Source organism: Tistrella mobilis KA081020-065 (assembly GCF_000264455.2).
GTDB classification, from domain to species: Bacteria; Pseudomonadota; Alphaproteobacteria; order Tistrellales; family Tistrellaceae; genus Tistrella; species Tistrella mobilis.
This window is the reverse complement of sequence record NC_017956.1, coordinates 3,615,271-3,627,806: the sequence shown is the minus strand read 5'-3', so window position 1 is coordinate 3,627,806 and position 12,536 is coordinate 3,615,271. Positions and strand designations below refer to the sequence as shown.

Here is a 12,536-nt window from a genome sequence, read left to right as displayed (position 1 = left end):
CCCCATGACCACACCTGCCGAGACCAGCAACCAGGGCGCGCCTGCCGAGGTCGCCGTCGTGACCGGATCGGGCAGCGGGGTGGGCCGCGCGGTGGCGCTGGCTTTCGCCGCCCGCGGTGCGGCGGTGGTGGTGAATGCCGCGCGCAGCCGCGATGCGGCGGAAGAGACGGCTGGGATGGTGCGGGCCGCCGGCGGCCGGGCGGTGGTGGTGATGGGCGATATCGCCTCCGACGAGGACTGCCGCCGGATCGCTGCCGGAGCCGAAGAGGCCTTCGGGCGCATCGACCGGCTGATCAACAATGCCGGCACCACCCGCTTCTGCGACCATGCCGATCTGGACGGGCTGCAGGCGCAGGATTTCCTGGACCTCTACGCCGTCAACGTGGTCGGCGCCTTCCAGATGACCCGGGCCTGTGCCCCGGCGCTGAAGCAGTCGGGCAGCGGCGCCGTGGTCAATGTCTCGTCGATCGCGGGCATTGCGGGTGTCGGCTCGTCGGTCGCCTATGCGGCATCGAAGGGCGCGCTCAACACCATGACCCTGTCGCTGGCCCGGGTGCTGGGGCCCGAGATCCGTGTGAATGCGGTCTGCCCCGGCTTCATCGAGGGCCGGTGGCTGCGCGAGGGCATGGGGGCCGACCGCTACGACGCCCAGAAGGCGAAGCTTGAGAAGACCACGCCGCTGCGCCGGGTGGCCGCGCCCGAAGACGTCGCCCGCGCGATCCTGGCGCTGGTCGACACGCCCCATGTCACCGGCGAGACGCTGATGGTCGATGGCGGGGCGCATCTGTTCTTCACACCGCTGGTTGCACGCTGACGTAAGGGGGCCCGCGGATGCGGATGTTCCAGGTCGACGCCTTCACCGACCGGCCCTTTGCCGGCAACCCGGCCGCGGTGCTGGTGCTGGACGGGCCGGCGCCGGTTGCGGCGATGCAGGCGCTGGCGGCCGAGAACAACCTGGCCGAAACCGCCTTCACCTGGCCCGAACCGGGCCGGCCGGGGGTGCGGCGGCTGCGCTGGTTCACCCCCGTCGACGAGGCCCCCTTCTGCGGCCATGCCACCCTGGCCACCGCCCATGTCCTGATCGCGGAACTGGGCGAATCGGGGCCACTCGCCTTCGAGACCGCGGTCGGGCCGATCCGGGTGGCGGCGACCCCGGCCGGCTATGAACTCGATCTGCCGCGCTTCGACATGACGGCGGCGGCTCTGCCCGAGGCGCTGGCCGGCATCTTCCCCGTGCCGCCGGTCTTCGTGGGTCGCAATTTCGAAAACCTGTTCGTGGTATTGGCCGAGGCCGGCCTGGTGCGGGATTTCGTGCCCGACCAGACGGTGATCGGCTGCATCCATCCCGAGGGGCTGGTGATCACCGCGCCGGCCGAGCCGGGCAGCGGCATCGATTTCGTCTCGCGCTTCTTCTGCCCCGGCTGGGGCATCCCTGAGGATCCGGTGACCGGATCGATCCATGCGACGCTGGCGCCCTGGTGGGCGGAACGTCTGGGGCGCACGGTGCTGGAGGCCGTCCAGGCCTCGCCGCGCGGCGGCCGGTTGGCCTGCACCGTCGAGCCCACGCGGGTACGGGTGGCGGGCCCGGCGGTCACCGTCTTCGATGCCAGGCTTCATCCCGAGATCGCTGCCCGCTTCAGATCGTCCGCGCCAGCCGGGTGATTTCTGTCCGCAACCAGCGATGGGCGGGCAGCCCCTCGTCGCGGCGATGGAACATCAGCGCCAGCCGTGCCGGCTGCGGGTTCAGCTCGGCCGGGGGGCGCATGACGGTGAAGCCGCCGCGGCGCGCGATGGTGAAGGCGGTGGGGCCGACCGCGGTCAGCAGGGCCTTTGCGCAGGCCGCGATCTCGGCAGCACCCGGCAGGGTGGAGGCCACGGCGAGCAGCCGGCGTTCCCGCCCCAGATCGGCCAGCGCCCGGTCCATCACCCCCTGCGCGCTGCCGGTGGCGGAAACCAGGACATGCGGGGCTTCGGCGAAGGCGTCGAGGGTGATGAGTGGCAGCACCTCCGGCCCGTCTTCGGGTCCGGTCGGCACGGTGTCGATGTCGAGCCCGTCGGGCACCAGGGTCAGCAGCGGGTCTCGGCGAAGGAAGATCCGGGTGATGCGCGGCGGCGGGTCGGGCAGCATGCCCAGCGCCAGCCAGATCTCGCCGTCATCCAGCGCCCGGGCGGCATCGCGGCGATCGATGTGGTGGAAGCGGGGCGCAAGCCCCGGAGCCTCCGCCTGAAGATGACGGACGATCGCCGGCCCCATCACCAGTTCCGCAATCTCGGTGACGCCGATGCCGACCTCGCCGGTCACCGTGCAGGGGTCGAAAGGAGTGGCCGGGGTCAGGGCGGCGCGCATCTGGCCGAGGGCGGCGGAAATGCCCGGCCAGATCTCGGCGGCGCGGGTGGTGGGCTCCACCCCCCGGGGCGTGCGCAGGAACAGCTCGTCATCGAAGATCCGCCTCAGCCGACGCAATGCATTCGACGCCCCGGCCTGGGTCATGCCCAGCCGCAGCGCTGCCCGGCCGACATTGCGTTCGGTCATCACCGCCGCGAAGACCTTGAGCAGGTTGAGATCGATGCGATCCGGATCACGCGTGTCCAAGGGCTTGTCCCTCTGTCCGTGGGCTTCACCACGATATTCCCATCGGCAATATCGAATCTTCAAGCAGGTGATTTGAGTTATGAGGCGCCCGATGGCAGCTTCATGTCACACCCGGGGCGACGGGAAGACGGAAGCCTGAAGCCATCGTCTCCGCCGCCGCTCGTCTCATGCGTCCTGGAGGTTTCGCCATGTCTTTGCTCAGCGGTTCCAACCCGTCCCAGGCAGCCCTGCTGCTGCGCCTTACCCTCGGCATCGCCGCCATTGCCCACGGCCTGATGAAGGTCTTTATCTTCACCGTGCCGGGTACCGTCGCCTTCTTCGGTTCTTTGGGCTATCCGCCGATCGTCGCCTATCTCACCATCGCGGCTGAAATCGGTGGCGGCCTGCTGCTGATCCTCGGCATCGCGACCCGGCTGGTGGCGCTTGGCCAGATCCCGGTTCTGATCGGTGCGGCGCTGGTCCATGCCGGCAACGGCTGGGTGTTCTCGGCGCCCAATGGCGGCTGGGAGTTCCCGGTGTTCTGGATCGCCGCCCTGGGCGTGCAGGTTCTGCTGGGCGACGGCGCCGCGGCGCTGGGCCCGAAGCTCTATGGCCGCGCGACCGGCGGCAGCCGCAGCCCCGTCCGGGCCTGATCACAGCGTTCCTGACTATCCCCTCTCGTCCGTCCGGAGCGCCCCGCCCATGACCGATCGTCCCGCCCCCCGTCAGCCGGTTCTGTTCGTATCTCATGGTGCCCCGGACATGGTGCTCGGTCGCAGCCCGACCCGGGCCTTCCTCACGGGTCTCGGCGGGCTGCTGCCGGCGGCCCCCCGGGCCATTCTGGTGGTCTCGGCCCATTGGCGGGCCGGGGTGCCGACGGTCGGGACCGCCGCGAGGCCTGCGACCATTCACGACTTCTACGGCTTTCCCGAACCGCTTTACCGCCTGCACTATCCGGCGCAGGGCGATGCCGCTCTGGCGGCGCGGGTCCGCGACCTTCTTCTGACCGCGGGCCTGCCCGTCGCCGAAGACGCAGAGCGGGGGCTGGATCACGGGGCCTGGACGCCGCTGATGCTGGCCTGGCCCGCAGCCGATGTGCCGGTGGTCGGCCTGTCGCTGGCCGAGACCGATGCCGCCGGCCATCTCGCGATCGGTGAGGCTCTGGCGCCGCTTGCCGACGAGAACGTGCTGGTGCTGGCGAGCGGCAGCCTGACCCACGACCTGCGCGGCTTCTTCCGCCACCGCGCGGCCGGCGGCGGCGAGGCGGATTATGCCGCCGCCTTCGCGGACTGGGTGGCGGAGGTGGTGACAGCCGGCGACCTCGACGCCCTTGCCGACTGGCGGAAGCGTGCGCCCCACGGCTCCGACAACCACCCGACCGACGAGCATCTGATGCCACTGATGGTGGCCGCCGGCGCCGGCGCCGGCCGAAGCCCCCGCCTGCTTCACCGGGCGGTGGAGGGCCGGGTGCTGCGTCTGGACGCCTGGGGCTGGGCGTGAGGCTGTAAGCTGCATCTGAAAGTGGCACGCCCGCAGATTAGACATTCTGACGGATTCGACCTATTCATTGACGGATGTGTCGCCGTGCGGCCCCTGTCGAAAGAAAATGCGGATGTTCCGGTACCGGGTCGCCGGGCTGACCATTCAAAGCGAGATCGATTTCCTGCAGATCGACACTGATCCGGCCCCCTCGGCGGGGCCGGCTGATGTCGTGTTTCGACAGGGACCATTGCCCGCCGACGGCCCGGTTCTGCGCCTGGACACCTTCGGCTGCGCGGCCATCGATGCGCATGAGGTTGTGGTCTGGCTGTCCGAGGCGGCGGCCCCGCATGCGGTGGGGCAGGCGGTCGCGGCCGCCGGGCTGAACGGGATCGCCTATCGGCGCGGTCTTCTGCCGTTGCATGCCGCCTCGGTCGCGATCGGGACGGACTGCGTGGCGCTCTGCGGTGAAACCGGCAGCGGCAAGTCGACCCTCGCCGCGGCCCTTGCCCTTGCCGGCCATCAGCTGGTCAGCGACGATCTTCTGGTGGTTCATGATGCTGCCCCGGGGCCCGTCGTCTGGCCCTCCGCTTCACGGCCCAGGCTCACCCGAGAGGCCATCGACCTGCTGGAAGCGCCGGTACGATGCCTCACGCCGCCGTTGCGGCGGGACGGGAAGGCGGTGGTGGCGGTGGGGGCCGATGCCATACCGGTCCCGCGCCGGTTGACCACGATCTATCTGCTTGCCTGGGGAGCTGAGCTGGAACTTCGACGGATGTCGTCGCTTGAAGCCTGCCAGATTCTGCCTGCCTGCCTGCGCCGACCGGACTGGATGGCGGCATCCGGCGCCACATCGGTGATCCGGCGCCGGTGGCTGGCTCTGGTGGCCGATACGCCCGTCATTCTTGTCACCCGACCCCGAGGCTCCGCGTCGCTCTCCGCGCTTGCGGATCACCTTTCCTCAAGCTGGCGGCGGGACGGCGCGGGCGACGGCGCGTCCCGCTTCCTCTGACCGTTCACCTGAAAACGAGACACCACCATGGCCAGAGTGACGCTCGACCACGTTGTGGTCCAGAAACCCGATATCCTGTCGGCGCGCGCCGAGCGCGAGATCCTCGCGATGGACGAGGAGACCGGCAACTGTTTCGCCATGGGCGGCAGTGGTGCCGTGATCTGGGAGGCGGCCGAAACGCCGGTGCGGATCCGCGACATCTGCACGCATCTGCAGCGCCGTTACAGGATCGACGAGGCCAGCTGCACCAGCCAGACCCTCGCCTATGTCGATGATCTGGTCGCGGAAGGCATGCTGCTGATCGTGCCTGAGACGGAATAGACGGGTGCATCATGGCCCGGCAGGTGCCTCCGCCCCCTCTGGTTTCTGTCGTCATGGCGGTCTATGACGGCGCCGCTTTCGTCGCCGAGGCCATCGCCTCGGTGCTTGCGCAGACCCATCGGCACCTGGAGCTGATCGTGGTCGACGACGGCTCGACCGACGACACCGTGGCCGTGGTCCGAAGCCATGCCGCCCGTGATCCGCGCATCCGGCTTTTGTGCCGCCCACATCAGGGGCATGCCCAGACTTTGAATGCCGGGATTGCGGCTGCCCAGGGCAGTTTCATCGCCCGGATCGACCATGACGACCTCTGGCATCCGCAACGTCTTGAACGTCAACTGAACTGGATGGAGCGGCACGGGATCGACATCTGCGGCGCCTGGGCCCGCCGCTTCGGCGCGGCCAGCGGTACCATCCGCTTTGCCCGCGGGCACGAGGCCATCCGCTACGAAACCCTCTTCACCTGCCCGATCCTGGATTCGGCCACCCTGTTCCGGGGCGCGGTGCTGCGCGACAACCCCTATCCGCCGGATGCGATCGTCCGGCAGGAACTCGTTCAATGCGTGCGCCTGCTGCCGCATTATCGCTTCGCCAATCTGCCGCGGGTGCTTTGCGACTACCGCTTCCACGACCGTCAGAAGACCGGGCGCTTCCGGCCGCTGATCGCCTATCGTCATGCGCAGCTGTGCCAGCAGCATTTTGCGCGGATGTTCCCTGACGCCACGGTTGCGGAGCAGGCCACTTTTGCCGCGATCACGGGAGCCGGCAGCGCACCGCTGGACCGGTCGGGTATCGAGGCCGCCGTCCGGCTGTTCACCGACCGCCTTTGCCCGCCGGACAGGGAGGCCCGGCTCCGCATGCGTCGGCGGTGGCGATATCTCTGGGCAAAAGGTATACGGAACGAGGACAGGGATATCGAGGTTTATCAGCGTGTGTTCAGGGCCTTCCGACAGAGAGCATAGAAACCTGAACCATCCACGCTGAACATCATATATTATAGTGCAACTTGGTTGCTGATCAGACGACAGGAGATGGACTTATGAACGAGATGGACAAGATGATCGCGGACGACGCCGAGGCCCGGATCGAGTGGGAGATCCCGACGCTGGCAAAGCTTTCCGCCAAGGCGGCGGAAGGGGGATTCGGTGCGCCGGCGGCCGACGGCACGGGCTACTCCTGAGCAGATGACGTTCCGGTAGATGGCTCCGACATCCCGTATGTTGATGATTGGAGAGGTACCGGGGCAGGCCTCGCGAGCAGTTTATCTGGCAGCTCGCGAGAGCCTGCTTCTTTTGTCCTGGGTGCGGGACGGGGCGGCGTCGGCCAACGTGGGGGGACAAGCTCAACCCGGTTCTGGCACGCAGCCTGTCTCAGAAGAACGTGCTCCATGTCGACGACATCCGGGGTGAGACGGATCTCCCCGTCTACAGCGCCATCGGCAGCACGCTTCTTCATGCCCTGACCCGGCCCTACGACATCTGGGGCACCGGCTTCCTGCGGACGGGCGAGGTGCCGGCGGCACCGGTGCGTGCCCGCATACACGCCGTGCGCGGCCATCTTTCCCGGCAACGGCTGCGTGATCTGGGCATCGACTGCCCGGATGTGGTGGGTGATCCCGCTCTGCTGCTGCCCAAATTCTATACCCCGAGCCCGGCGGGCCGGCGCTACGGCCTGGGCGTGATCCCGCATTGTCGGGAACTGGATCTGCTGACGGCAGAGCAGATGCCGGAGGACAGCCTGCTGATCGACATCACCGGCGGCATTTTCGCCGTCGTCGATCAGATCTGCGCCTGCGATTTCATCGCCTCGTCCTCGCTGCACGGCCTGATCTGTGCCGAGGCCTATGGCATTCCGGCACGGTGGATGAAGCTTTCGGACCGGCCGCTCGGCGATGGCTTCAAGTTTCACGACTTCTATTCCTCGATCGGACAAGAGATCGACGGGCCGGTCGTGGTCGGCGATGCGGCACGGCTGAAGACCATTCGCGACGGCCATCGCGACCACAGGCGTCGGATCGATCTGGACCGGCTGCTTGCCGCCTGCCCGTTTCGCGCCGGATGACGGTCCGCAAACGGGAGGGAGGCTCGCCGACGATCCGTCAGATCGTGGCGCGGTAGTCGAAGATTGAGAGATCGCGTCCGTCCAGGCGCCGGATCTGGGTGGGGGCGGCCGGCAGGTCATAGCGGGCGCGGAGCGCGAGGTCGCGGCCGGTGAAGGTGAGCCGGCCGGTGGCGGCGATCCGGCGTTCGCGATCGCCGAAGGTGGAACTGCCGATCACGACATCGTCCGTCCCGATCGACAGGCCGCGGGTGAGCAGATTGTCGATCTGGGCGATGATGCCCTGGCGGTCGATCAGAAAACCGCCCATCGAGCCGTTGGCGATCAGCCGCCCGTCTTCCAGCACCACCAGATCGTGGCACATCAGCCCCGGGAGCGTGAAGCGCTCCACCTGATTGAACTGCGCATCGAGCCGAAGGACTTCGGACGGCCGCGCAGGCTGAACGCCGGCATGGCTGAGCATGACATAGAGTTCACGGCCGTCGCCGCCGATCCCGTTCATATGGACATAGCCGGTATCGCCCGTGTCGGCATCGGCCTGGCCCGCGGGATAGTGGACGGTGCAGGTCGAGAAATCCTCGCTGAAGACCACCAGTTTCTGGCGGTAGGTATCGACCACCACCAGCTGGCCGCGGACGAAATCGATCTGATGGCAGCCATTGTCGAGCCCGTCGGCGACCACCTCGGCCGGGCCGAAGCCGGCGGTGGCCGGGTCGATTGGCAGGCGCAGGATACGGCCCCGGCTGGTAGGGGCATGGAGATCAGCGTCCAGCGATTCGAACACCCAGGCCGCGCCGTCGCGGATGGTGGCGCCGAAATAGAGCCCGTCCCGGCGGCGCTCGCAGCCGGCGATCCCTGCGACATAGAGCCCCTCGCGAGAGGCGACGAGATGGGTGAAGGCGGCCTCGGGCATGGCATCTCCTCTCTGCGGGGATTGCCGATAGTCTAGCACGCCCGGTGCGCACATCGTGACACGCCATCGGCGCCGCCGCGTCGACAGCGGCCCCTCTTGCGTGTTAAGCCTCTGTCCGGACAAGAACCACGAGCGGGATCCGATGTACCGGTATCGTCACGGCGCCTTCGGGCTGGTTTCGGATCTGGCCCTGCCGGATCTGGTGAGCGATGCCGTCACCCCTGCCGATCCCGCCGGTTTCGACGCGACCGCCGTGAGACTGCGGCTGGAAGCGGTGCCCGAGGTTCTGCCCGACCCCCACAACACCGGCCTGTTGTGGCAGGCATCCGGCGACGAGGTGCTGTTTTCCCTGGGGGAGGCGGGCCGCTATCTGGTCCGCGGCGGACGGTCGATCGGGGTGGCGCCGGGGCCCGACCACGACAGCCACCCGGATCGACTGCTCAACTGGCTTTACGGCAGCGTCTTCGCCGCCGTGCTGCTGCAGCGCGGGCTGATGCCGCTGCATGTGGCGAGCCTGCGCACGGCCTCGGGCCTGCTGGCGATCACCGGTCCGTCGGGGGCCGGCAAGTCGACCATGGCCGGGGCGCTGCTCGCGCGTGGCCACGCCCTGCTCGCCGACGATCTGCTGCAGATCGACGACGTGGCCGGGCTGACGCGACCGGGGCCTGAGACCATCATCGCCGGCTGGCCGGGGGTGCCACGGCTCCGCTTGTCGGACGAGGCGATCGCGGCTTTCGGTCTTGGGCATGGCGACTGGGTGCCGGTGGAAGGACGGAGCAAGAGCGGCGCCCTGTTGCCGCTGGGGGGCAGGGGCAGGCCCGACCGTGCACCCGGGCCGCTGGTTGCCCTTGTGGAGCTGGCTGCGGCCCCCGATCCCGAGATGCCGGCGCGTCTGGACCGGCTGACCGGGCTGGATGCGATCCGCGCCATCCATGGCGCGCTTTACCGGCCAGGCCTGTCCCAGGCGCTGCTGGGGGTGGTGGGGCTCAGGGCCTTCAGCTTCAATCTGGCGGCCCGGCTGCCGGTCTGGCGGCTGACCCGTCCGCTCGGCTTCGACCGGATCGATGCCGGGATCGCGGCCCTGGCGCCACTGCTCAGCCGACAGGATTGAGTATTGGCCTAGGCCAATATTCTATTTGGCATGAGGCGAATTCGGGTCGATGATGGCGCCCGGACATGTCCGGCATGTCCGGGCCGGCGCGCCGCTGCGCCGATCAGACGAGGCCTTAGCGATGACCGACACCTCCGTTCTCGACACAGAGACCCGCCACGATCTTCACGACCGCTGGCCGCGCGCCGAATCGGTCGAGGATTTCCGGGAAAATCTGGCGGCGGTGCATGCCCGCATCGCCGCTGCGGCGGCACGGGTTGGGCGGGATCCGGCGACGGTTCGCCTGCTGCCGGTCAGCAAGACCATGGACGAGGCGCATATCCGTCTGGCCTATGCCGCCGGCTGCCGGCTGCTGGGCGAGAACAAGGTTCAGGAAGCCGCGCGCAAATGGGAGGCGATGGCGGATCTGGCCGATCTTCAATGGTCGGTGATCGGTCATCTGCAGACCAACAAGGCCAAGCTGGTGGCGCGCTTTGCCGCCGAATTCCAGGCGCTGGACAATCTGCGGGCAGCCGAGGCGCTGGATCGCCGCCTGCAGATCGAGGGCCGCAGTCTCGACGTCTTCGTTCAGGTCAACACCTCGGGCGAGGAGAGCAAATACGGCCTGCCGCCGGAAGAGGTGGCGGGTTTCCTGAAGGAGCTGCCGGCCTTCAGCGCGCTCAAGGTGCGCGGGTTGATGACGCTCGCCCTGTTCTCGGCCGAGGCCGCCCGGGTGCGGCGCTGCTTCGTGCTGCTCCGCGATCTGCGCGACCGGCTGCGTCAGGACGCCCCGGCCGGGTTGTCCCTCGACGAGCTGTCGATGGGCATGTCGGGCGATTTCGAGATCGCGATCGAAGAGGGCGCGACCGTGGTGCGCGTCGGCCAGGCGATCTTCGGTGCCCGGAAGCTGCCCGACAGCCATTTCTGGCCGGGCTTGGTGGAGGCGTAAAACCGGTCAGGTCGCGGTCGGGTCAGACCGCCCACTCCGTCACGTCCTCTTCCTGGCCGATCAGGGCGAGGCCGTGGGCGATGGAGGTGAGCTCGTTGCCCGTGGCGATGCGGTCGCGGCCGAAGCGGTCTTCGAACAGCCGGCGGATGGCGGGGATCAGCGACGAGCCGCCGGTTAGAAACACCCGGTCGATGGCGGCGGCCTCCACCCCCGCCTTGGCAAGGGCGGTGTCGACGGTGGCGGCGATGCGGGCGACGTCTTCGGCGATCCAGTCCTCGAACTCGGCGCGGGTGACCCGGGCATTGATGTCGAGCCCGGGGGCGTTGAAGGCGAAATCGGCCTCGGTTTCGGTGGAGAGCGCCCGCTTCACACGGCCGACCGCATCATAGAGCGGGTACCCGAGTTCGTTCTCGATCACGGTGATCATCCGGCCGACTGCCTCGGGCTCCAGCGCTGCCCGGCGCAGGCGCTCCAGCGCATCCATGGTCTTGGGGTTGCGCATCAGGGCGAGCTTCGACCAGTCGCCGAAATCCGAGAAGAAGCTCAAGGGGATGTCGAGCACCTTGTCGAAGGAGCGGTAGCAGCCGCCCTTGCCGAGGAAGGGCAGCACCAGCCGATCGAGGATGCGATAGTCGAACCGGTCGCCGGCGATGCCGATACCGGCCGAGCCGAGCGGCAGGCAGCGCCGCGCGGCACCCGGTTCGGCCACCCGCACGACCGAGAAGTCGCTGGTGCCGCCACCGAAATCGGCCACCAGCAGCGTGGCGGCGTGGTCGAGACCCGCGGCATAGCTGAAGGCGGCGCCCAGCGGCTCGTAGACATAGTGGATGCGGGTGCCGAAGGTCTCGAACATGCGGTCGTATCGCTCGCGGGCGAGGGCGGGATCGGCGCGGAAGCCGGCGAATTCCACCGGCACGCCCACCACGATCCGCTCCGGCCGCCGGTCGAGCCGGCCGCCGGCATGGGCCGTCAGGCGGCCCAGGAACATCCGGCCCAGCTCTTCGAAGCGGTAGCGCTTGTCAAAAATGGTGGCGTGTTCGAAGAGCGGGGTGGCGGCCACGCTCTTGAACGACTGGATGAAGCGGCTGTCCTGCGGAAAGGCCAGATACTCGGCGATGGCCCAGGGTCCGGCCTCGTGGGCAATGCCGCCCTTCACCTCGTCGTCCTGCCAATAGCACAGCGCCGAACGAAACACGGCCCCGGTCGCCTTCGCTCCCTGAAACTCGACCAGCTCCGACACGCCGGGCGCGGTGGCCAGTGCCGCGACGCTGTTGGTGGTGCCGAAATCGAGGCCGAGCACCCCGTCCGTGATCTGCCGCATGGTCCTGTCTCCGAGGTCGAAGGGCCCGTTCCGGCATGTCGCCAGAGTGATTTCAGGGAAATCAATGGCTTATGCGGTTTTTGGGGAGGCAAGACTAGGCGCGGCCGGCGGATTGTGCAAGGCGGGAGTTGTTGCGGGTGGTGGGATTGTCTCTCGTTTTTGGGCGCAGGTGAGACCCACACATCTTTGCTTCTCGGAAACCAGACGCAAACCTGTTTGCCTATCGAATCCGGGAAAATTCGATAGACAACGCCTTTTGCTTCTCGCGGATGTCATTCGGACTTTGAAGCGTCGTATCGCTTCACGGATGCAAACAGCCAGCAGCCGGGCGACGGCCGGCGCTCTATGCCTTCGAGCCGCTGATTTCGCTGGTGCGCGGCTGAGGCGCCTGCGACCGGAAAAGTGGGCTGCGCCGCCTTGTCCGGTTGCGCGGACCGGAGGCATTCTGGGGCAGCGGGGCCGGTGGTCCTGCCATGCTCGAAGGGAGGCTGCCTGATGCTCGACATGCGACCGGGCTGCGAGTGCTGTGACGTGGACCTGCCGGCGGATGTGCCGGGGGCCTTCGTCTGTTCCTTTGAATGCACTTTCTGCCAGAGCTGCGCCGAAGGCCGGCTTGGCGGGATCTGCCCGAATTGCGGGGGCGGGCTGGTGGCGCGGCCGGTACGGCCGACGGCGCTGCTCGGCCGGCATCCCGCTTCTACCCGGCGGGTGGTGAAGGAGGCCGGTTGCCCGGGTGGGTGACGAGGTATCCGTCGGAGCCAGGTTTCCAACACGAAACGGCCCGGCACTCTGCAGCGCCGGGCCGTTCGAAGCTGGTCGTC

General features: G+C 68.2%; 15 protein-coding genes. 12 read left to right on the top strand and 3 right to left on the bottom strand.

What is annotated here, in order from left to right; genetic code table 11:
* Positions 1–4 precede the first annotated feature (4 nt).
* On the top strand, positions 5–814 hold the full coding sequence (locus TMO_RS16615) for an SDR family NAD(P)-dependent oxidoreductase (RefSeq protein ID WP_014746812.1): 810 nt from the start codon (positions 5–7) through the stop codon (positions 812–814).
* Positions 815–831: 17 nt separating this feature from the next.
* Complete coding sequence (locus tag TMO_RS16610; RefSeq protein ID WP_051045406.1) at positions 832–1,662, top strand: PhzF family phenazine biosynthesis protein; 831 nt, start codon at positions 832–834, stop codon at positions 1,660–1,662.
* Here the strand turns inward: TMO_RS16610 and TMO_RS16605 are convergent.
* Positions 1,637–2,593: a LysR family transcriptional regulator gene (locus tag TMO_RS16605; protein ID WP_014746810.1), complete on the bottom strand. Its 957-nt coding sequence runs from the start codon at positions 2,591–2,593 to the stop codon at positions 1,637–1,639. The two genes, TMO_RS16610 and TMO_RS16605, sit on opposite strands and share 26 nt — an antisense overlap.
* A 188-nt stretch (positions 2,594–2,781) precedes the next feature.
* On the opposite strand from TMO_RS16605, the gene TMO_RS16600 reads away from it, so the two are divergent.
* From TMO_RS16600 to TMO_RS16575, 7 genes are all read left to right on the top strand, one after another.
* Positions 2,782–3,225, top strand: a complete 444-nt coding sequence (locus TMO_RS16600; protein WP_014746809.1) for a DoxX family protein — start codon at positions 2,782–2,784, stop codon at positions 3,223–3,225.
* A gap of 49 nt (positions 3,226–3,274) precedes the next feature.
* Positions 3,275–4,072 carry a DODA-type extradiol aromatic ring-opening family dioxygenase gene (locus TMO_RS16595; protein ID WP_014746808.1) on the top strand — a complete coding sequence of 266 codons (798 nt, stop codon included), beginning with the start codon at positions 3,275–3,277 and terminating at the stop codon, positions 4,070–4,072.
* Between the two features lie 112 nt (positions 4,073–4,184).
* Positions 4,185–5,063 carry a hypothetical protein gene (locus TMO_RS29615; protein WP_051045405.1) on the top strand — a complete coding sequence of 293 codons (879 nt, stop codon included), beginning with the start codon at positions 4,185–4,187 and terminating at the stop codon, positions 5,061–5,063.
* A gap of 27 nt (positions 5,064–5,090) precedes the next feature.
* Positions 5,091–5,384, top strand: coding sequence for a PqqD family protein (locus TMO_RS16585; protein WP_014746806.1), 294 nt, complete (start codon positions 5,091–5,093; stop codon positions 5,382–5,384).
* Between the two features lie 11 nt (positions 5,385–5,395).
* Positions 5,396–6,346, top strand: coding sequence for a glycosyltransferase family 2 protein (locus TMO_RS29610; RefSeq protein ID WP_051045404.1), 951 nt, complete (start codon positions 5,396–5,398; stop codon positions 6,344–6,346).
* Between the two features lie 77 nt (positions 6,347–6,423).
* On the top strand, positions 6,424–6,564 hold the full coding sequence (locus tag TMO_RS31715) for a hypothetical protein (RefSeq protein WP_014746804.1): 141 nt from the start codon (positions 6,424–6,426) through the stop codon (positions 6,562–6,564).
* A gap of 200 nt (positions 6,565–6,764) precedes the next feature.
* Complete coding sequence (locus TMO_RS16575) at positions 6,765–7,445, top strand: polysaccharide pyruvyl transferase family protein (RefSeq protein WP_014746803.1); 681 nt, start codon at positions 6,765–6,767, stop codon at positions 7,443–7,445.
* 37 nt (positions 7,446–7,482) lie between these two features.
* Here the strand turns inward: TMO_RS16575 and TMO_RS16570 are convergent, their stop codons facing one another.
* The gene (locus tag TMO_RS16570) at positions 7,483–8,355 is read right to left on the bottom strand and encodes a hypothetical protein (RefSeq protein WP_014746802.1); all 873 of its coding nucleotides are present in this window, start codon (positions 8,353–8,355) and stop codon (positions 7,483–7,485) included.
* Between the two features lie 142 nt (positions 8,356–8,497).
* On the opposite strand from TMO_RS16570, the gene TMO_RS29605 reads away from it, so the two are divergent.
* Together TMO_RS29605 and TMO_RS16560 are read left to right on the top strand one after the other, a co-directional pair.
* Entirely contained in the window at positions 8,498–9,466 is a 969-nt protein-coding gene (locus TMO_RS29605) for an HPr kinase (RefSeq protein WP_014746801.1), read from the top strand.
* Between the two features lie 121 nt (positions 9,467–9,587).
* On the top strand, positions 9,588–10,394 hold the full coding sequence (locus TMO_RS16560) for a YggS family pyridoxal phosphate-dependent enzyme (protein WP_014746800.1): 807 nt from the start codon (positions 9,588–9,590) through the stop codon (positions 10,392–10,394).
* Between the two features lie 22 nt (positions 10,395–10,416).
* Here TMO_RS16560 and TMO_RS16555 read toward each other — a convergent pair whose 3' ends face one another.
* Positions 10,417–11,715 carry an Hsp70 family protein gene (locus TMO_RS16555; RefSeq protein WP_014746799.1) on the bottom strand — a complete coding sequence of 433 codons (1,299 nt, stop codon included), beginning with the start codon at positions 11,713–11,715 and terminating at the stop codon, positions 10,417–10,419.
* Between the two features lie 495 nt (positions 11,716–12,210).
* Here TMO_RS16555 and TMO_RS30535 point away from each other — a divergent pair, with 495 nt between their 5' ends.
* Complete coding sequence (locus tag TMO_RS30535) at positions 12,211–12,456, top strand: DUF1272 domain-containing protein (protein ID WP_014746798.1); 246 nt, start codon at positions 12,211–12,213, stop codon at positions 12,454–12,456.
* The last annotated feature ends 80 nt before the right edge of the window (positions 12,457–12,536 follow it).